The organism is Leuconostoc sp. LN180020 (assembly GCF_014844115.1).
Classification (GTDB): domain Bacteria; phylum Bacillota; class Bacilli; order Lactobacillales; family Lactobacillaceae; genus Leuconostoc; species Leuconostoc citreum.
Genome location: NZ_CP039736.1, coordinates 1,483,346 through 1,501,828, shown reverse-complemented (window position 1 = coordinate 1,501,828; position 18,483 = coordinate 1,483,346). Strand labels below are relative to the sequence as shown.

21 protein-coding genes are annotated in these 18,483 nt (G+C 36.5%); 19 read left to right on the top strand and 2 right to left on the bottom strand.

From position 1 onward, the window contains the following. Positions 1-11 precede the first annotated feature (11 nt). From FAZ25_RS07750 to FAZ25_RS07720, 7 genes are all read left to right on the top strand, one after another. Positions 12-1,292 carry an NADPH-dependent oxidoreductase gene (locus FAZ25_RS07750; RefSeq protein ID WP_243236224.1) on the top strand — a complete coding sequence of 427 codons (1,281 nt, stop codon included), beginning with the start codon at positions 12-14 and terminating at the stop codon, positions 1,290-1,292. A gap of 331 nt (positions 1,293-1,623) precedes the next feature. Next, the gene (gene msrB, locus FAZ25_RS07745) at positions 1,624-2,055 is read left to right on the top strand and encodes a peptide-methionine (R)-S-oxide reductase MsrB (RefSeq protein ID WP_004905680.1); all 432 of its coding nucleotides are present in this window, start codon (positions 1,624-1,626) and stop codon (positions 2,053-2,055) included. A 54-nt stretch (positions 2,056-2,109) separates the two neighbouring features. Further along, on the top strand, positions 2,110-3,234 hold the full coding sequence (locus FAZ25_RS07740) for a serine hydrolase (RefSeq protein ID WP_012305127.1): 1,125 nt from the start codon (positions 2,110-2,112) through the stop codon (positions 3,232-3,234). 177 nt (positions 3,235-3,411) lie between these two features. Beyond that, on the top strand, positions 3,412-3,657 hold the full coding sequence (locus FAZ25_RS07735; RefSeq protein ID WP_004901640.1) for a GlsB/YeaQ/YmgE family stress response membrane protein: 246 nt from the start codon (positions 3,412-3,414) through the stop codon (positions 3,655-3,657). A gap of 24 nt (positions 3,658-3,681) precedes the next feature. Beyond that, the gene (amaP, locus tag FAZ25_RS07730) at positions 3,682-4,236 is read left to right on the top strand and encodes an alkaline shock response membrane anchor protein AmaP (RefSeq protein ID WP_004906928.1); all 555 of its coding nucleotides are present in this window, start codon (positions 3,682-3,684) and stop codon (positions 4,234-4,236) included. A gap of 16 nt (positions 4,237-4,252) precedes the next feature. Further along, a complete protein-coding gene (locus FAZ25_RS07725) occupies positions 4,253-4,447 on the top strand; it encodes a DUF2273 domain-containing protein (RefSeq protein WP_050809372.1) in 195 nt (64 codons plus the stop codon). Positions 4,448-4,473: 26 nt separating this feature from the next. After that, positions 4,474-4,989, top strand: coding sequence for an Asp23/Gls24 family envelope stress response protein (locus tag FAZ25_RS07720; RefSeq protein ID WP_085699028.1), 516 nt, complete (start codon positions 4,474-4,476; stop codon positions 4,987-4,989). A 57-nt stretch (positions 4,990-5,046) separates the two neighbouring features. On the opposite strand, the gene FAZ25_RS07715 is transcribed toward FAZ25_RS07720, so the two are convergent. Next, complete coding sequence (locus FAZ25_RS07715; protein WP_004901631.1) at positions 5,047-5,508, bottom strand: MarR family winged helix-turn-helix transcriptional regulator; 462 nt, start codon at positions 5,506-5,508, stop codon at positions 5,047-5,049. Positions 5,509-5,616: 108 nt separating this feature from the next. Between FAZ25_RS07715 and FAZ25_RS07710 the strand changes: the two genes are divergently transcribed. The 8 genes from FAZ25_RS07710 (at position 5,617) to FAZ25_RS07675 (ending at position 13,644) form a co-directional block, all read left to right on the top strand. Further along, entirely contained in the window at positions 5,617-6,216 is a 600-nt protein-coding gene (locus FAZ25_RS07710; protein ID WP_004906922.1) for an NAD(P)H-dependent oxidoreductase, read from the top strand. Positions 6,217-6,298: 82 nt separating this feature from the next. Next, positions 6,299-7,273 carry a S66 peptidase family protein gene (locus FAZ25_RS07705; RefSeq protein ID WP_099045029.1) on the top strand — a complete coding sequence of 325 codons (975 nt, stop codon included), beginning with the start codon at positions 6,299-6,301 and terminating at the stop codon, positions 7,271-7,273. A 120-nt stretch (positions 7,274-7,393) separates the two neighbouring features. Continuing rightward, positions 7,394-7,603 carry a hypothetical protein gene (locus FAZ25_RS07700; RefSeq protein ID WP_004901624.1) on the top strand — a complete coding sequence of 70 codons (210 nt, stop codon included), beginning with the start codon at positions 7,394-7,396 and terminating at the stop codon, positions 7,601-7,603. Positions 7,604-7,711: 108 nt separating this feature from the next. Next, positions 7,712-8,725, top strand: a complete 1,014-nt coding sequence (locus FAZ25_RS07695) for an alpha/beta hydrolase (protein WP_192269359.1) — start codon at positions 7,712-7,714, stop codon at positions 8,723-8,725. 173 nt (positions 8,726-8,898) lie between these two features. Continuing rightward, complete coding sequence (locus tag FAZ25_RS07690; RefSeq protein ID WP_192269356.1) at positions 8,899-9,624, top strand: SH3-like domain-containing protein; 726 nt, start codon at positions 8,899-8,901, stop codon at positions 9,622-9,624. A gap of 249 nt (positions 9,625-9,873) precedes the next feature. Then, complete coding sequence (locus FAZ25_RS07685; protein ID WP_192269353.1) at positions 9,874-11,463, top strand: hypothetical protein; 1,590 nt, start codon at positions 9,874-9,876, stop codon at positions 11,461-11,463. A 4-nt stretch (positions 11,464-11,467) separates the two neighbouring features. Next, positions 11,468-11,932 (top strand): GNAT family N-acetyltransferase, encoded by a 465-nt coding sequence (locus tag FAZ25_RS07680; RefSeq protein WP_192269350.1) that lies wholly within the window; start codon positions 11,468-11,470, stop codon positions 11,930-11,932. A gap of 485 nt (positions 11,933-12,417) precedes the next feature. Beyond that, on the top strand, positions 12,418-13,644 hold the full coding sequence (locus tag FAZ25_RS07675; RefSeq protein WP_192269347.1) for an MFS transporter: 1,227 nt from the start codon (positions 12,418-12,420) through the stop codon (positions 13,642-13,644). A gap of 119 nt (positions 13,645-13,763) precedes the next feature. Here the strand turns inward: FAZ25_RS07675 and FAZ25_RS07670 are convergent, their stop codons facing one another. Then, positions 13,764-14,024 carry a SemiSWEET family transporter gene (locus tag FAZ25_RS07670; RefSeq protein WP_004901606.1) on the bottom strand — a complete coding sequence of 87 codons (261 nt, stop codon included), beginning with the start codon at positions 14,022-14,024 and terminating at the stop codon, positions 13,764-13,766. A 178-nt stretch (positions 14,025-14,202) separates the two neighbouring features. Between FAZ25_RS07670 and FAZ25_RS07665 the strand changes: the two genes are divergently transcribed. From FAZ25_RS07665 to FAZ25_RS07650, 4 genes are all read left to right on the top strand, one after another. Beyond that, positions 14,203-15,078, top strand: coding sequence for an SDR family oxidoreductase (locus FAZ25_RS07665; protein WP_192269344.1), 876 nt, complete (start codon positions 14,203-14,205; stop codon positions 15,076-15,078). Between the two features lie 64 nt (positions 15,079-15,142). Further along, positions 15,143-15,988 (top strand): aldo/keto reductase, encoded by an 846-nt coding sequence (locus FAZ25_RS07660; RefSeq protein ID WP_192269342.1) that lies wholly within the window; start codon positions 15,143-15,145, stop codon positions 15,986-15,988. 122 nt (positions 15,989-16,110) lie between these two features. After that, positions 16,111-17,595: an NAD(P)/FAD-dependent oxidoreductase gene (locus FAZ25_RS07655; protein ID WP_192269340.1), complete on the top strand. Its 1,485-nt coding sequence runs from the start codon at positions 16,111-16,113 to the stop codon at positions 17,593-17,595. Continuing rightward, positions 17,595-18,482, top strand: coding sequence for a phytoene/squalene synthase family protein (locus FAZ25_RS07650; RefSeq protein WP_192269337.1), 888 nt, complete (start codon positions 17,595-17,597; stop codon positions 18,480-18,482). Before FAZ25_RS07655 ends, FAZ25_RS07650 begins: the two co-directional genes overlap by 1 nt. Position 18,483: the final 1 nt, after the last annotated feature.

Below are 18,483 nucleotides of genomic sequence, written 5' to 3'. Positions count from 1 at the left end.
GATTTCAAATGATAAAATTAGTTGGTATCGCAGGCTCCATTGCAGAAGAATCATACAATCGCACACTATTAAAGTTTATTGCTATGCAATTTAATCAAGAGGTTGACATTGAGTTGTTAGATATTAATGATGTACCAATGTTTACCCAAGATGATGCAACAGTGGATAATCATGCCGTAGCATTTTTAAGTCAAAAAATACAGTCAGCTGATGGTGTAATTATTGCGACCCCAGAACATAATCACACAGTTCCGGCAGCATTAAAAAGTGTGATTGAATGGTTATCTTATAAAGTACACCCGTTTGATGGGAAACCAGTGATGATTGTGGGTGCTTCTTACTTAACGCAAGGCACATCCCGCGCACAATTACATCTACGTCAAATTTTAGAAGCGCCGGGTGTCAATGCAGTTGTGTTGCCAGGCAACGAGGTCCTGGTTGCTAATGCTAAGCAAGCGTTTGATGACTTTGGTATTTTAAAAGATACTGACACGGTTAATTTCATACATGCTGTGTTACGTAAGTTTATTACTTTTGTTAAGGTGATTAATACATTAGATAAGCAAGAAGATACAGCGTACGAATCGGAGAATTTGGATGCCACCAATGGTACCGACACGACAGTTTTGGATGTCGATATGACAGCTAGTGATTGGCTAGAACAAGCTGCACTTAAAACAAATGCAGTTGAGGGGAATGCTTATGTCAAGTTAGACAGAGGATTGCTGACAGTTAATCAATTGAACTATTTTCTTAACACAATGCCAATAGAATTAACTTTTGCTGATGATAATAATCAGTTTATTTACTATAATAAGAATTTAGCTACTGAAGATATGCTTGCGCCCAGAAAGCCAGGACAGGTAGGAAATCCTATGTCTGCTGTTCATCCGCCACGTGCTGTTAAACATGTTAAGCAAGTTATTCATGCTTTACGGGAAGGAAAAGTGGCGCGCATTGAAATGCCAGTACCGGGTAATGGTCCAAAAAAGCATGTTATGCATTATTACCAGGCGATGCATGATGAAACAGGTCAGTACCGTGGCATTAACGAATGGGTAGTTGATTTATGGCCTATTGTGGCTTCTTATCTCAGACAGACAGGCAAAATTCTAATAGACAATCCTATGTCAGTAAAGGATGCGGATACAGGTGCCTCAGAACATTCAGCGACATCTGATAGCCATCAGACTACTGATGCAGATACAGGTGCTTCAGAGCACGCTAATGACGAACCAGTAACAACTAATAAAGCGGCTGATGCGGATACTGGCGCCTCAGAACATCAATAAAATAAATTGGATTAAACAAAAGGAGCAAAGTATTTTGCTCCTTTTATGGTGAAAATATGATTTTATAGCCATAAAAAGAATAGGTAAACCTGAGAAAAACAGTTTCAATGCCAATCACAAGTCATCTGTTACTAAAAATAATGTTACCTGAATGATATCGAACAATTAAGCCTGGTCGCGTACATCTCTGCTGATTAAATGCCGAAAAACCAAAAAAAACGTTGCTATATAGTCAATCGATAAAATCTTACTAAATTATAATGTTAACAACTGCGTGGCATATCGTATAATAGGCTTAACAAATTAGCATGAATAGCATTGGAGGCATAAAATGAACGATAAAGAATTAGCTGCTCGTAAGACAGCATTAGAGCCATTAGTTTACGATGTCACACAAAATCGTGCCACTGAAAAACCTTTTTCTGGTCAATATGATGCTTTCTATGAAGATGGCATATATGTTGATATTGTTAGTGGAGAGGCCTTGTTTAGCTCCAGAGACAAGTATGATGCGGGTTGTGGTTGGCCGTCTTTTACGCAACCAATTGACAAGCATATAACAGAGATTGCCGACCATTCTCATGGTATGAAACGTATTGAAGTGCGCTCAACAGAAGCCGATTCGCATTTGGGTCATGTATTTCCTGATGGTCCAAGCGAAAGCGGTGGGATGAGATATTGTATTAATTCAGCTGCTCTGAAATTTATACCAAAAAAGGATATGGCGAAAGCGGGTTATGCTGAGTACCTCAGCACGTTGTAATGACTATGTCAACACATGTTGGCTGAATATCATGCTTTTAGCTTAGGAAAGATTATGAATAAGAAAATATGGTTGAGCAGTCTCATTGCTGTGCTTGTTGTCTTAGCGGTTGTTACAACCATTTTTTATTATCTGCCACAATGGCAGCGTGCTCGTGAGGGATCAACTAAAACAACGCAACAAGCAAAAAACAAGTCTATTGAGCCAGCCAAGCAACCGGAAACATTGTCAACAGTCACTGCCGATACTAACCTAGATCGTTACATTTCGGAACTTGGATTCTCAGGTTCTGTTTTGGTTGTAAAAGATAATAAAGTTATCTTACGTAAAGGCTACGGTGAAGCTAATTATGAGCAAAAGATACCGAATAGTCCCAATACTTTATTTCCGATTGGATCAACACAAAAAGCAATGATTGCGACAGCTATTCTACAGTTACAAGAAAAGAAACAGCTTCAAGTAACAGATGCCATTGCAAAATATTTTCCTGATTTTCCAAATGGCCAAAATATTAGGCTATTCAACTTGCTCAATCATACATCGGGTATTTTTGGTCGAAATCAAACAAATCAGGCTGAGACGAGTGATGAATTGGTCAATGAAATTAAAGCCAATGGGACGGTAGGACAACCAGGGCGCTGGCATTATTTAGATGCTAATTATATTATTCTGACCAAACTGTTAGAAAAAATTACGCATACCGATTATCGTACTTATCTAAAGCAACATATTATAGCGCCAAGTTATATGACGGGGACAGGCTTTATGAATGATACGACTTATCAGCAATCTAAGCAAGCCTCGGTTGGTTATGAATTGGAAAAAGGGCATATGACACCGGGCGCGTTACCTAATTTTTCTCAACTATTTGGTGTTGGGGATATGTATATGAACCCTACTGACATGTACCTTTTTGATAGGGCGCTCTTTACACACAAACTATTAAAATCAGACAGCTTAAACGCCATGTTAAAACCAGGCAGTAGTTCACAATATGGGATGGGTTTCTATAATGATCCTGCCTTAATTGTTAATCGTGGGTATTTGTCTGGTTGGAGTGTGTCAAATGGCTTTAGTCATGGTGGGCGAATTTACATTGTTTTATTTTCTAATGTTAGAAATCATGCCATTTCGTTAAGCGACATGAATAGTAAAATATACACACAACTTACTAACTAAATTAAAAACATACTAGTGATTTTTTGCTGGTGTGTTTTTAATTTGATGTGATTTAATTCACTTACTGAAACAAATGAAAAAATTTAAGACATATTGTAAGCGTTTTCATTGTGTGATATAATTTATATAATAAGTAGCGCTACTTAGAACATCCGATTTTAAAAGGAGGATAGAATTATGATTTGGTCATTAATTGTTGGTGCTATTATTGGTGCCATTGCAGGTGCGATTACCAATCGTGGCGAATCAATGGGGTGGATTAGTAATATTATTGCTGGATTAGTTGGTTCAGCAATTGGTCAGTGGCTCTTAGGACATTGGGGTCCAAGCTTGGCTGGCATGGCACTTATCCCTTCTATTATTGGTGCAGTTATTCTTGTTTTGGTGGTTTCATACCTGTTCGGTATTAGATCCAGAGGATAAGCTCAGCCAGTAAAGAGGTGAGATATGAAAAAATGGCAAAAAGTAGTATTAAGTTTTTCGAGTATTGTGTACTTAGTCGGGATTGCTTTATTAATCTGGCCTGACAGTTTAGAGCGTGCCTCTGACAAATTGAATGATGTTGGTTTCAAATGGGCCATTGATAGTCAAATGATTATCACCGATTATGGTTTTGTGCTATTGGCCTTAACAGTTCTTATCTTTTTAGCCGTAGTCATGCAGCCAACACAGAAAAAAGATATTCTTTTGCTTGAAGGTAAGCAAGGTCGATTGGCTTTAAGCAATGACGGGATAAATCATTTTATTAGGACAGAATTATCAGGTGAAGGCTTAACTAATGTGCGTGTTAAGATGAAAAATACGCGACGACAAAAGCAGTTTAAGATTTTAGCTGATGCAACTTATCAGCAGCATGTTATCGCTAAGTTGCCAGAAATGACTGAGAAACTCACGCAACAAATATCAACACTTCTGGCAGGCGTTGATCAAGCACCGATTAAGGTCAATATTCAAATTAATAAATCATCCAGTGGTCAGCGTAAGACATCACGTGTGATTTAAGAGCTGGGGTATAATTATGATTAAAAATAACAAAATGGTTATCGGTGGCATATCGGGATTAGTGTTTGCCACCTTATGGATGACAATTGGCTTTCCAAAAACTATCTTTGTCCTGCTAATCACAGTCATTGCAGCTTGGATAGGGTATTTGTTAGATAGCTATCATGTTGATTTATCCCGTATTACCGATATATTTGATCAGAAAAACTAATAGTAGAATAATTGGAGGAATGAATAATGGTTACTGAGAACAAAAGTGTACAGGCAACAGAAACAGCACCTAAAGGCGAATTGACGTTTAATGACAAAGTCATTCAAAAGGTTGTCGGTTATGCCATTGAAAACGTTTCTGGTCTACTAGGCGTTGATGGTGGCTTTATGGCCAATATCAAGAATAAAATTGTGAACAGTGATAACCCAGTAGATGGTATTGAAGTTGAGGTAGGCAAGGAGCAAGTAGCTGTTGATTTAAATATTATTATGGCTTTTGGTCATAATGCACATGATATTTACAAAGAATTAACCAAGGTTATTACTAAACAGTTAACTGAAACAACGAGCTTAGAGCTAGTGGAACTAAATGTTGAGGTGATTGATATTCAGACAAAGGCGGAATTTGATAATGCGCAAGTGTCTCTTCAAGATCGTGTGACAGATGCAGGCAACACACTCAAAGAAAAAACAAGTGATGGTGTTAATGCCGTTAAGCGCTCCGCTTCGGAAATGGGCGATGATGCTGACCGTGTTAAGTAAGACAGTAAGAAAAATTTCTTATCCCAAAAATGACATGTTACATAGCATGTCGTTTTTTTAATGGTCTTGCCTGATCTGATTGATTTCTTTAAGTAATGAAGTGAATGTCATAATTTCCGCATTGGAATACTTTGACATAACAGTTTGTAATGCTTGGTCATTATCTTCATGATATTGTTGATGTATGGTCGCAATGATTTTGCCAAATTGCGTCAACGTTAAATAAGTCTCTTTTTTGTTGTTAGGGTGGTGAGATTTACTAACAAAGCCTAACTTGGTTAAACGAGTGGCTATTTTAGACACTGCCCCTTGGGTTAAAGTTGTATGTGCTAGTAAATCACTGATACGAGAATCGTCATGATGATAAATTAATGTGATGACATCAAGATCAGAAATATTCAATTGCTGACTATTTGGTACTTGATCATAATTTGTCAGATAACGGTGAATATTTTCTTCTCCAGAATGTTGACGAAAAATATTTAGTTCGGAAACGAGTAGATGGTATGAATTTTTCATTTTAAATTCCTTGGAATATATATTGACAGATATTAATTTTAGACTATACTTATTATATTCCTTGGAATATAAAATAACAACAAATATTATCGATGGAGGTATATATTTATGAAAGTAGTGATTGTCTTTGATCATCCTTATGGTCAAAATTCAGGCTATAATGAGCCACATAACCGATCCTTTACAGCGGCTTTACTTGTTGCTACGGTAAAGTCTCTAACAGCTCAAGGTAAAGAAGTTGATATTATTGATTTAAATCAAGATAATTTTGATCCGAGAATGCAACGTCGTGATTTAGTCAATTGGCGTACAGCACCCTTTGTTGATGCGCAAACGGAAAATTATTTTACCAGATTATACGATGCTGATGAAATAATTATGCTCTTTCCAATATGGTGGGAAATGATGCCCGCTATGACAAAAGGTTTTTTGGATAAAGTATTAGCAAAAGGTCAAGTCAAGCGCTCTGGAAAGGGCGCACCACGACAAATGTTTCCAGTGAATAAACCAATCCGCATATTGACTATTTCAGGTACACCTACTTGGATTTATCGGTTAGTTTATGGTAATCCGATTGAAAAAATGTTGAAACGGGGTGTTTTTGGCAAGCTGGGTATGAAAAATTTTAAATGGCATAATTTTAATGCTGAAGATACAAATGCGGCAGGTCGTGCCAAAATGTTAACTACTGTGGGGAAGTACATTTAACCTGACGCGCACCACAAAATTTTTGTTTTACAAGTTAGCTATGTTATCATGATAACAAGATGATTTGTGGAGATAAAATAACATGTCAATAATTCCAAAAAAGCTAATAGTGGGCGATCAGATTAGAGTGATTTCGCCAAGTTCTTCTATAGACAGAGTTGGCGGATTTGAGGATAACCTTATTGCTAAAGTGCGTTTGGAAGCAATGGGTTTTCATGTCACTTTTGGACAACATATACACGATAATGATGAATTTTACTCCAGTAGTATTAATGCTCGCGTGATGGATCTGCATGCTGCTTTTTTAGACAAGCAGGTTGCTGCTGTTTTAACGACAATAGGTGGCCTTAATTCGAATGAGTTATTACCATATATTGATTGGGATATTATTAGAAATAACCCAAAGCCATTTATCGGCTACTCTGACATTACTAGTTTACATAATGCTATTAGAGCCAAAACTGGTTTAATTACTTATTACGGACCGTGTTATTCTTCATTTAAGATGGATGCGCTACAGTTATATCAGACAAATGCTTGGTTTCTAGCGTTGACAAAGACTAGTTATGAGCTTTTGCCAAGTGATGTCTGGACAAGCGATCCATGGTTTGATAAAACTAAAGCAAGAAAGCCATTATCCAATCAATGGCGTATTTTTCAGCATGGTAGTGCTCAGGGCATTATAACAGGTGGCAATATACAAACGTATTATCTACAGGCCGGCACAACATTTTTTCCGCAAGTCCTGAACCCCATTGTCTTTGTTGAAGAAGCTGAAGGGGGACAACCACTAGAGTTTTCACGTGAACTAGCACAAATTATGCAGATACATCCTGATTTAAAAGCGTTAGTGATCGGACGTTTTCCAATTGAAAACAATATGACTGAATCCGCACTACACATGATACTGCATAAATTTCCTAAATTAAGGCAAGTACCAGTGATTTATGGTGTGGACTTTGGGCACACGCAGCCTATATTCACTATGCCTCTGGGGGGAGAAGTGTTGATTGATGCAACGACAGATACACCGAAAATTACTATTTTGAAAGGGTAAGAGAGGATAATTAAAATCTTGCATTTTGCAATAGCTATATGATTAGGGGCTTTAGTATCGTGAGATAGCATTAATAATTGAATATGACATGGTATACTCATATATAAGAGGGAGGCATAAATGAAACAACATCGTCAAGAGACATTAGCTTTTTGGATTTACATTGTTTTTATCATCAGTGTATGGTGTGTTTATTTTGTGCTGACAACAGTTATTTTGCTATTTTTTCTAAAATTATCGCTCGCGCTTACTGTTGGTTTAATTGTGGCAACCGTCATGACTTTATTATTTGTGTTAGTTCAGCGAATTTTTCATAGTCTTAGTCAATAATCGTTGATTGCTGTTTTCATTGTAATAATAAAAGTCACTAAATACTGTCATTAGTATTTAGTGACTTTTAAATTGTTGGTATTGTAATCATGTGGAATGGGGCAGCATATGCATTTAAAAGTTAATCGTTTTATTAAATGGCTGATTTTAACAGTTATAGCAATAGTTACGTTAGTTATTGTTGCTTTGACAGTATCACCTTGGCCAAGTGCATATCTCGTTAGTCGTCTGTTCAGTGGTCCTGTTGTCATACAAGATACGACAAGTTATGATGTTGCTAAACAACATGTTATTATTCAAAAAAATATACTTTACCCGTCATCCCAATCAAAAAATACATTAGATGTTTATACGCCAAAGGCGATGAGTAAGCCAACAACACTGGTTATATGGGTGCATGGTGGTGGTTATGTTGGTGGCGATAAATCTGGCGTGCAAGAATTTGCAACAAGACTAGTCAATGATACACATGTGGCCTTTATCAGCATTAATTATCAAACTGCGCCTGCTGCGATTTATCCGAGTCAAGTCAAACAACTAAATGATGCTGTCCTTTTTTTAAAAAAGGACGCCCGTTTGCGTGAAAGGTATAATTTTCAGCAAACTATTCTGGGTGGTGATTCGGCTGGTGCACAAATTGCTTTACAATACGCTGCCGTGCAGACAAATTCGCAATATGCTAAATCGCTAGGCATGGCCAGAGTGCTGCATGTTAATCAACTACGTGCCACGGTGTCTTACTGTGGGCCGTTGGATTTACAGCAAATCCGACATGAGAAAAGTGCATCAATCATGATGAAGTGGTTTATTAATACGGTAGCATGGAGTGAATTGGGCACTCAAAAATGGCAATCTTCTACTGCCCTACAACAAGCGTCTCTTGTGCAACATGTCAATAAGGCGTTTCCACCGACATATATTACAGATGGCAATATTTATTCTTTTCAGTCACAAGGTATGGCATTTGCCAATAGACTACGTGAGTTAGATGTTAGTGTCGAAAGCCGTTTTTTTAATGCGCAGTCAGAAAAAGTTTCACATGAGTATCAGTTTAACTATAAAACCAAAATTGCGCAACAAACTTATATAGAGACACGCAACTTTGTAAATCGTTTTAAATAGACCATTATTCCGTCAAGACCCATCAAGTTAATTCATCAATCATCTTATATTATAAGTAAGTGGTAACAAAACATAAATTCAAATAATAATTAACATTGTAATTTTTATTTGAATAATAATAATGCGAATGATAGAATTATATTATATTAAAGATGTAATTACGGAGGGTATCAATGCAAAAAACAACTATAAAACATATGTTTTTAATTGCAGCAACATTAGCCACGTTAGCAGCCACTGAAGTGGTCAGTCAAGAATTAGATTTAACTCAGGAGGTATCGGCAGCTACTATGACACAATCTGATATTGTGGTTAGTCAAAATAATCGTGATGATGCCTTTTGGACCAAACCATATGGTCAAGATGGGGCACAATATTTGGGCAGTATGAAACAGTATGAAGGTCTAAAAATACCGGCTGCTGAAGTTGGCGAGACAATTACGATTGGCGAAACAACTTGGCGGCATATCACCATTCATGGTCAAACTGGGTACGCTGATGTGAATGCGTTTGCTAATGTTGTTCGTGGTGCAGTTATTGACATCAGTCCATTCCGATATCAAGTTGCCTTTAACTCAGGTGGTGGCGGTATCTGGACAAAACCATATGGTGTTCCAGGTGCAGAATATTTAGGCGGGACAGCTGGCGACATGCGTTCTTTCTATGTTGACAAGATAGCTAAAATTCAAAATAATGGTATTACCACAGAATGGATTCACTTACAAAATTATGGGTGGGTTGATCGGACAAATACACGTTCTCAAATTATTATGTCTGAAATCAACTACACGTTATTTGGTAGATATGGCATTTTGCCACGTAATTATGATTTATATAGTGAATATGGTTCACAATTGCGGCAAGCTGGATTGACGGGCATCAATCAATTAAATTTTTAACAAGATAGATAATTGCTTTAATCAGGAAAAGATTTTCCTGATTTTTTTGTAGGCATTTCAGCTATTTTAATTCGTTGAAAGTTATGATAATATCGAGATAGTGTTGTCACAAAATTTTTACAATTTAGCAACCATAAATGTTGGATTCGAGACAATCTTGTCTAAGAAGAAAAGGCATACAATAATCATAGCCTAAAAGATAAATATATAATCTTTTAACGCATTATGATGAATAAAGGAGAATTTAAAATGACTGCCAAATTTCAGTCGTTCATTGTTTGGAGCATGGTTGTATTAGCTGGCCTAATTAGTCTCTCTGTACTTTTTTCTGGTCATCTTTTTTCACCTAATGCTACTTTTAATGGTAAATTTGAAGCCTACGCCTTAGTGAAAGATATAATCTTGTGCGTTTTTTTGATTATTGTTGTAACCCTAATTGCCAAAATATCGCATAAATATCATCGTTTTGTTAGACTGTTGCTGTGGTTATTAATTATTAGTGTTGTTGCTGGTGCATTAATATATCAGCCCTATGCACCGGTCTATGATAGTATGGCTGTTAATGTGCAAGTGTATAGATTATTGCAACCAGAATCAGGCGCTGGTGCGTTGTGGTCACATTATTTTAGTACGTTTCCAAACAATGTGCCAATAACTGTTTTTCTATTCTGGCTTGATTCGCCTTTTAAATCTATTGTGCACCATTTTGATGATTTATTATTATTGCACGCTATTTTTGGACAATTATTGCTACTATTTTCAATATACCACCTAGCTAAAATTATCGACGTTATTTTTGGGAAAAGAGTAGGGAATACTTTTTTACTTTTTTGCTTATTTATGCCAACTTATCTCATGCAATTTACACAAATTGCTTATTCTGACACGTTTGCATTACCATTTTTAATCGTTGGTGTGAGATTTGCGATTGCAATATTTGATCATCAAGCGCAGCATAAATATGCTCATATGGCGTCAAACTATTGGCTAACGACTAAAAATATTATCTTGTCAGCATTATTTTTAGCAATATCTATATTTCTAAGACCCAACGTCATCGTGGTCATATTAGCGCTTAGCATCATTTTAATTATTTTTTATGCGCGACAGTGGCGTTTAATGTTAGCATTAATCTGTGCTTTAGCAGTTTTTTCATTCTCAACTAAGGCCGTTGCTAATGTAACATTGTCAGAGACGCACTACCAAAAAGTTCAAGATAAAAATAGTCAAATGCCTATTGAGTCATGGTTCTTGACAGCCTATTATCTTGGTGGCCGCTCCGGAAATGAAATTAATGCAATCACAGACAAATATCATAATTATGATCAACGGAAAGCCTATATTAGAGAGAAACTATTTGAGAAGTTTGCTGCGTTGAAACTAACAGGCATTATTAGAACATGGCATAATAAAATTAATGTTTTGTTTGGTATTAAAACTGATTTTGGTATGCAGTATTTTAATTCCTTTAGAAAAAAATCAGATGTGCAAGCTCAAAAAAAATATTTAAAAATTTATCATCAGTTAACACCAAAAATGATACATTTGTCAACAATAACAGTATTAACTGCTGTCCTATCGCTGTTTATATTACCCATTTATTACTTGTTTAAAAATAATGGTGACCTTAAAAATGAACAGCAACGTTACGCTATGAGCATGCTGCTCATGACATTTGAGGCGTTGACGTTATTCTATGTACTATTTTGGGAGGTGCAAGAACATTACATCTATATGATGTTGCCATTCTTATTAGCTATTGGTGCAATTTTATCCACTTTTTTGGCAGATAAGATACTGAGTTCAATGTTTGGTGGCAAAAAGCTGAAGGGATTATGATGAGATGAGTTTAACGTTAGAACCAATGTCACAGGGAAGTTTTCGTAATTACTTAAACTATGCAATAAAAAACTACGCACTCGAAAAAGAAAAAATTGGTACTTGGACATCTGACACTGCTGTCGACAAAGCTTATGAATCCTATGAACGCTTATTGCCAAAAGGCTTAGCAACACCCAATAACTACCTTTTTTCTATTATGTTTAATAGCGTAACAGTTGGTTATATCTGGATTGCAAAAGATGTAGAAAACGAGACTGCCGCGTTTATTTTTGATTTTGAAATCTACTCAGATTACAGAAATCAGGGTTTTGGCACGGAAGCCATAGCGCTAATAGGTCAAAAGGCCCAAAAAATTGGATTTTCTGCGTTAGGACTTCATGTTTTTGGCAACAATTCAGCTGCAATACATGTTTACGACAAAGCAGTTTTTTTTGCAACTGACATACGAATGAAGAAAATGCTCTAAATTTTTGCCTGATTACCAGTCACATGACGATGTTGATCACTATGAATAGCAACATTATTTAAGATAACATCCTATCAAGACATGCGATTGCGCATGTCTTTTAATTTTGATGTTTCTGTTGATCCCACAGTTTTCGCGTACCCGTATGAGAGTCAGAATAAAAGTTTGACATCTTATATGGCTTTGCACGGGATGACGGGTATTTTCTTATGATAACCAGGTATTATTGGAAACTGTATGGCAAATAGTTTAAGACAAATACCAAGATTTATGGTGACTAATTCAAGTGTTAAAGCACTTCAAAAGTGTCTCGAAGGTAAAGCATAAACTAGACTGTAAATGATAGAGAGTAAACTTACGTTCGTCGTGTTAGGGCGCTTAAATAATAGGTGGATAGGACAATATTAATGGCTCTTTATCCCAAATTGACAAAATGTATACCAAAACTATAATGTTGTCTGGTAGCCTTAACATAGAGGTGATTTATGAAAAAAATAGTGAGGCGTTTTTCGCCAGCAGAACGTGGTTGGATGCTATATGATTGGGCGAATTCGGGCTTTAGTTTGATTGTTGTAACAGCTGTTTTGCCCCTCTGGTTGAATGCAGTTGGACATAATATTGGCCTATCCACTGCTCAGACGACATCATGGTGGTCTTATGCCAATGCTTTTTCGACACTATTAGTGGCATTTTTGGCACCGCTATTAGGCTCACTAGCCGACTTTAGAGGTTGGAAGAAAACATCATGGCTTGTGACCACATTAATGGGCATTGTTGCGACATTCTTACTGGCGTTCGTACCTGATCAAGGTTTTTGGTTGTTGCTAATATTATTTATTATTGCAAATATTGGTTTTAGTGTGGCTAATATTTATTATGACGCGTTTTTGACAGATGTAACGACACCGGAGAGAATGGGACAGATATCAAGCTGGGGTTTTGCAGTAGGTTACATTGGTGGTGTTTTACCATTTATTATATTCTATGTTTTGCAAAATGTGATATCTAATAAGCAAAGTATTATGCTCGCATTTATCTTAGCAAGTTTATGGTGGGCTTTGTTTTCTTTGCCGATGTTGTTGCGCGTCCAGCAAAAATATTTTATTAGTGTGCCAAGAGACCCATTCCATCAAACGTTAATTCGGTTGAAAACAACATTAAAGCATCTTGCTGAATATCCTAAAATTGTCGGTTTTCTAGTTGCTTATTTCTTCTACATTGATGGCGTTAATACCATTATCACCGAAGCCTCTTTATTCGCAACGGCAATTGGTATTCAGATGACACAGTTACTCACTATATTATTGTTCGTCCAAATCGTCGCATTTCCTGCTTCAATTATGTTTGGATATTTAGCCAAAAGTGTTGGTGAGCGTTTGATGATTATTATAGGTATTATTATTTATATTGTTATTGCCATTATGTCTGTTTTTATTACCCATGCTTGGGGCTTTTGGGTAATGGCCTTTCTGATTGGTAGTGCACAAGGGGGTATTCAAGCATTGAGTCGTTCGTACTTTGGCAAAATTATTCCAAAAGCTTTCGCGGGTGAGTTCTTTGGTTTTTATAACATCTTTGGCAAATTTTCTGCTGTTCTAGGCCCGTTACTTTTTGGTAGTGTTGCAGCAATAACAGGACAGGTGCAATTAGGCGCAGCGTCGCTGTTAATTTTCTTTGTTTTAGGAGGCTGGATTTTCATCAAGTATGCATAGATAAGAGCTAAGTAATAATTTGTTTTTTTAATCACAAAATTTTGTGAAATAAATGTTTTATGCACGATAGCAAGTAAAAAAGACCAAGTTTGAGAACTCAGTCTTTTTTATTAGACTATTTATAACGAGGTAATGAATGTAATTGTGCCTAGAACAACGCCAGCCAAGTTAGGTGTAATAAGAATATAGTCTCTTTTAGGCGTATTTGTGAAACCGTATATAACCCAAAGTAAACAAGAAAAGGCAGCAACCAGTGGCTGCCAAGGTTGCCCTTTGTCACCAGCTAGATTAGCCATAATTTGAGGAATATAAGCGATAAATACAAAAGTGCCAATCAGCGCACCAATTGATCCGACAAAATTATGAATTTTTGCTTTCATAGATAATTTCTCCTGCGATATATTATAGCATAGGCATTTTTAGTTTGGCGTGAGAGTCATAGTTATCGTAAAGCACAGGTTTAAAATTTTGAAAGTGTTTTCATAAAATGTTATATTGTTGGATAACGATACAGTATTGTTTGATATTGTTTAAAGTAGGTTTTCAAGGAGGCGCGTCATGGCGGAAAAAGAAAAACACAACTTGTACAATCAACATGGTTTTCCCACACAAAGTCAAAAAGAACCAGGTATACAGAGTCAGATGTCACCGATTCCTGATGATGGTGCCACAACATATGTTGGGCATAATCGGTTGAAGCATAAGAAAGCAGTCATTACTGGTGGTGATTCTGGTATTGGCCGCGCTGTTGCTATTGCCTATGCCCATGAAGGCGCTGACATTGTTTTAAACTATTTGCCCGAAGAAGAAAGTGATGCATTAGAAGTTAAAGGCATCGTTGAATCATTAGGTAGGCGTATTAAGCTAGTGGCTGGTGATTTAAAGTCAGAGGCATTCAATCAACAGTTAGTTACCGAAGCAGTCACGTTTTTGGGAGATATTAATGTTTTAGTGATGGTTGCAGGTAAGCAGCAATCAGTACAAGATGTTTTGCAATTGAAAACACAGCAATTAATTGATACTTATACGACAAATGTGTTTAGTATGATTTGGTTAGTTAAAGCAGCATTACCGCATTTACAGCCAAATAGTAGTATTATCACAACAAATTCTATTCAAGCTGAGCAGCCAGCTGCTTTCTTAGTAGATTACGCAGGCACAAAGGCGGCAATTAAAAATACCACAATGAGTTTAGCAAAACAATTAGCTAATCGTGGGATTCGTGTTAATAGTGTTGCACCAGGTCCTGTCTGGACACCATTACAGGTCTCAGGTGGCCAGTTGCCCGAAAACATTCCTGAATTTGGGCAAAACACACCAATTGGTCGGGCGGGTCAACCCTCTGAGATTGCGGGTGCATATGTTTTCTTAGCGTCTGATGAAGCCAGTTATGTGACAGGTGAATCGATTAATGTCACCGGTGGTTTAAAATAGTTAAATATTGCTAATCAAATCTTATGGTTAGCAGTTAAATTTGAAAAAGGAGAGACTAATTATTATGTGGCAAGAAGAACGATATGAACTTAATGACGGTCATTTTTTACCAAAAATTGGATTAGGCACATTTCAAGTTCGTGGGGCGCAAGGTGTTAACCAAATCCTTAATGCCATTCAAAGCGGCTACCGATTAATTGATACTTCTACAAATTACGATAGTGAAGGGGCAGTTGGTGAGGCTATTAGGCAGTCGGACCTACCGCGTTCGGCGTTTTATGTGACCACAAAACTACCAGGTCAATATCATCATTTTGATGATGCATTGAAAATAATCGAAGAATCACTTTTACGTTTACGCTTGGATTATTTAGATTTGTATCTGATTCATTGGCCATTGCCGAAACGTGATAACTATATTGAAGCTTGGCAAGCACTTATTGAAGCTAAAAAAAGAGGTTTGGTCAGATCTATCGGGGTATCTAATTTTGAAAAAGCGCATTTAGATAAGATTATCAAGGCCACTGGTGTTGTACCAGCAGTCAATCAAAATGAAATTCATCCATACTGGCCACAAAAAGATTTGGTTGCAGTCAATCAAAAGTACAATATTTTAACAGAAGCTTGGAGTCCTTTAGGACGTGGTAATCAGGCTGAATTATCGGAAGAAACGATCAAAATACTTGCTGAAAAGTACAATAAAAATAATGGACAAATCATTATTAAGTGGCTATTACAACGAGGTATTTTGCCCGTTGTTAAATCTGCATCCCCACAAAATCAACGCGCCAATCTTAATGTTTTTGATTTTCAGTTAACAAGTGATGATATGAAACAACTGGATCAGCTTGGAAGAGCAGACGGTCGTGTTGATAACCAAGATCCCAAAACTTATGAAGAATTTGTTTAAGGTGTAGACAATTTGGAGACTTTGACAGTCTCTTTTTTATTTTTCCCGCATTGTCACAAAGCCAAAATAATTTTTAAAAGTTGAAGTAAGGTATAATGGTATATTGAAAAGGGGGAGATATAATGCAGAACATTTCAATAGTAGGCGCCGGTGTTGGTGGATTAACTACTGGTATCTATTTACAGAGTGAGGGTTACCAGGTCACGATTTATGAAAAAAATGATCATCCCGGTGGTAAAATGGATACCATTCAAGCCAATGGCTTTAAGTTTGATACTGGACCGACAATAGTTATGATGCCTGATATTTATAAAAAACCTTTTGCCGATACAGGGGTTAATTATGAAGATTATTTCACCATGATACGCGTTAATCCGTTTATGGATGTTTGGACGGATGGCGAAAAGATTCCCTTATCTTCTGATTTAGCCGACATCGCCAAGGTGTTTGAAGCACAAGGTGAAACTGAAATGCTAGGCTTTCTTAAATATTTAACAGATATTTATGGCAAATATATTAATGCTAAGAATAACTTTATTTATCAAAGTTTTCGTGGCCCACGCGATTTTTTTAATCTGAAAACACTTTGGCATGCGTACCAACTTAAAACATTTTCTTCGTCTTATGCTGCAATTAAAAAAAATATTTCAAGTACTAACTTACAGTATTTGATGTCGTTTCAAACGCTATATATTGGTATCTCACCATTTAACGGGCCGTCCATTTACAACATTATTCCAATGATTGAACTGATTTATGGCGTTTGGTTTATTAAAGGCGGCATGTTTCAATATGCTAAAGCCTTAGAAAAGCGATTTATAGAGTTAGGCGGGCAAATTGTCTATCAAGCTGAAGTTCAAGAAATTGCGGTTTCTGATCAAAAGCATGTTACCGGGCTTAAAATTAATGAAGAATTTAAAACCGCTGATGCGGTAGTTGCTAATGCCGATTTCCCATACACAATGACAAACTTGTTAGGGGTAGCCGACAAGGCAAAAGGTAAATATAAGCAGGAAAAAATCGAAAAAATGGATTATTCAATGTCTTGTTTTTTGCTATATTTAGGCGTTGACAAAAAATATGATGAATTACGGCTACATACAATTAAAATGGCTAGTGACTTCGAGAAAAATGTTGCAGACATTGATCATGGCATACTACCTGAAGACCCTTCATTTTATGTTTACAATCCAAGTGTGATTGATGACACTTTTGCCCCAGATAATCAGTCAGCGCTTTATGTATTAGTACCAGTAGCTAATTTAAAAGAAAATAATAACTGGGATAAGGAACAGATTGATCTGTTTGCTGAGAAAATCATTGCTAAAGTTGAAAACGAGTTAGCGCTAGAAGGTTTATCGCGCCACATTGTTTATAAAAATATTTACACACCTAAAACGTTTGAATCTAGATATAATAGTGCTTTTGGGTCAACATTTGGTTTAAAACCAACGCTTAAACAGAGTAATTACTTTAGACCACACAACAAACATGCTAAGATTGATAATCTTTATTTTGCTGGTGCTAGCGTCCACCCTGGTGCTGGTGTACCTATTGTCATTACTAGTGGCGAATTAGCGGCGAGGGAAGTGATGAAGGATAATTAATGAATACAAAAGCAAAAAAGCAAGCCATTGACTCAGTCTTAGTGCATTTATTAGATAGCCGACAGGCAATAAAAAAGAAATCATCGTCTTTTTACTTCGCCTTTTCAAGATTACCGCGTTATCAAGCGTTTAGTATCTTTGTTTTATATGATTTTTTGCGACAATTAGATGATGCTGCCGATACAGGAAACGCAGATGCTTTCAATGCGTTGGTCAATAGTTGGCAGACTGCAATGATTGCTCACGACATTATTGTGACCTCTCTTTCTACAATTGGCGAAAAAGTTGCTTACATATTCCATGTGTTTGATATAGATGCGCAAGATATGCTTGATATGATTGCTGGGCAAAAGTCAGATCTCAATCATGTCTCATTTGAAACTGTCCAAGAGCTTGAAGTCTATTGTTATCAAGTTGCTGGTACGGTGGGTTGTATGATTTATACCATTTTATCGGGAAAACCTATTCAAATGATGAAGCAAGATATTATCAACGTTGGCATAGCCTTGCAATTAACTAACATTATTAGAGATTTCCATGAAGATTTGTTGGCGCAGCGTTGTTTTATACCAAAATCGTTGTTACAATTCGATGCCGAGTTATCCAGCGAAGATATCATGCTGAAAAAAGAACAGGATATAAAAAAAGCATTACAACAGCTCAGTGACATTGCTATCAGTCACTATAACTGTAGTGCAAAAATAATACAACATTTAGATAACAAAACATCGCAATTTGCCCTTGAATTGTCAATAGAAGTTTATAAAAAAATATTATTGAAGATGATAGCTAACAAATTTGAATTGTCAGACCAAAGAGTATTTGTCACACGAACTGAAAAAATAATGTTATTTCAAGCAATTGCGGTGAAATATATTGTGGCATAAA

What these genes read in the sequence shown, in the direction of transcription:
- FAZ25_RS07650 (WP_192269337.1), top strand. Translation starts at nt 17,595, where the DNA reads ATGAATACAAAAGCAAAAAAGCAAGCCATTGACTCAGTCTTAGTGCAT.
- FAZ25_RS07735 (WP_004901640.1), top strand. Translation starts at nt 3,412, where the DNA reads ATGATTTGGTCATTAATTGTTGGTGCTATTATTGGTGCCATTGCAGGT.
- FAZ25_RS07690 (WP_192269356.1), top strand. Translation starts at nt 8,899, where the DNA reads ATGCAAAAAACAACTATAAAACATATGTTTTTAATTGCAGCAACATTA.
- FAZ25_RS07720 (WP_085699028.1), top strand. Translation starts at nt 4,474, where the DNA reads ATGGTTACTGAGAACAAAAGTGTACAGGCAACAGAAACAGCACCTAAA.
- FAZ25_RS07660 (WP_192269342.1), top strand. Translation starts at nt 15,143, where the DNA reads ATGTGGCAAGAAGAACGATATGAACTTAATGACGGTCATTTTTTACCA.
- FAZ25_RS07665 (WP_192269344.1), top strand. Translation starts at nt 14,203, where the DNA reads ATGGCGGAAAAAGAAAAACACAACTTGTACAATCAACATGGTTTTCCC.
- FAZ25_RS07670 (WP_004901606.1), bottom strand. Translation starts at nt 14,024, where the DNA reads ATGAAAGCAAAAATTCATAATTTTGTCGGATCAATTGGTGCGCTGATT.
- amaP (WP_004906928.1), top strand. Translation starts at nt 3,682, where the DNA reads ATGAAAAAATGGCAAAAAGTAGTATTAAGTTTTTCGAGTATTGTGTAC.
- msrB (WP_004905680.1), top strand. Translation starts at nt 1,624, where the DNA reads ATGAACGATAAAGAATTAGCTGCTCGTAAGACAGCATTAGAGCCATTA.
- FAZ25_RS07725 (WP_050809372.1), top strand. Translation starts at nt 4,253, where the DNA reads ATGATTAAAAATAACAAAATGGTTATCGGTGGCATATCGGGATTAGTG.
- FAZ25_RS07685 (WP_192269353.1), top strand. Translation starts at nt 9,874, where the DNA reads ATGACTGCCAAATTTCAGTCGTTCATTGTTTGGAGCATGGTTGTATTA.
- FAZ25_RS07715 (WP_004901631.1), bottom strand. Translation starts at nt 5,508, where the DNA reads ATGAAAAATTCATACCATCTACTCGTTTCCGAACTAAATATTTTTCGT.
- FAZ25_RS07705 (WP_099045029.1), top strand. Translation starts at nt 6,299, where the DNA reads ATGTCAATAATTCCAAAAAAGCTAATAGTGGGCGATCAGATTAGAGTG.
- FAZ25_RS07695 (WP_192269359.1), top strand. Translation starts at nt 7,712, where the DNA reads ATGCATTTAAAAGTTAATCGTTTTATTAAATGGCTGATTTTAACAGTT.
- FAZ25_RS07700 (WP_004901624.1), top strand. Translation starts at nt 7,394, where the DNA reads ATGAAACAACATCGTCAAGAGACATTAGCTTTTTGGATTTACATTGTT.
- FAZ25_RS07740 (WP_012305127.1), top strand. Translation starts at nt 2,110, where the DNA reads ATGAATAAGAAAATATGGTTGAGCAGTCTCATTGCTGTGCTTGTTGTC.
- FAZ25_RS07655 (WP_192269340.1), top strand. Translation starts at nt 16,111, where the DNA reads ATGCAGAACATTTCAATAGTAGGCGCCGGTGTTGGTGGATTAACTACT.
- FAZ25_RS07710 (WP_004906922.1), top strand. Translation starts at nt 5,617, where the DNA reads ATGAAAGTAGTGATTGTCTTTGATCATCCTTATGGTCAAAATTCAGGC.
- FAZ25_RS07675 (WP_192269347.1), top strand. Translation starts at nt 12,418, where the DNA reads ATGAAAAAAATAGTGAGGCGTTTTTCGCCAGCAGAACGTGGTTGGATG.
- FAZ25_RS07680 (WP_192269350.1), top strand. Translation starts at nt 11,468, where the DNA reads ATGAGTTTAACGTTAGAACCAATGTCACAGGGAAGTTTTCGTAATTAC.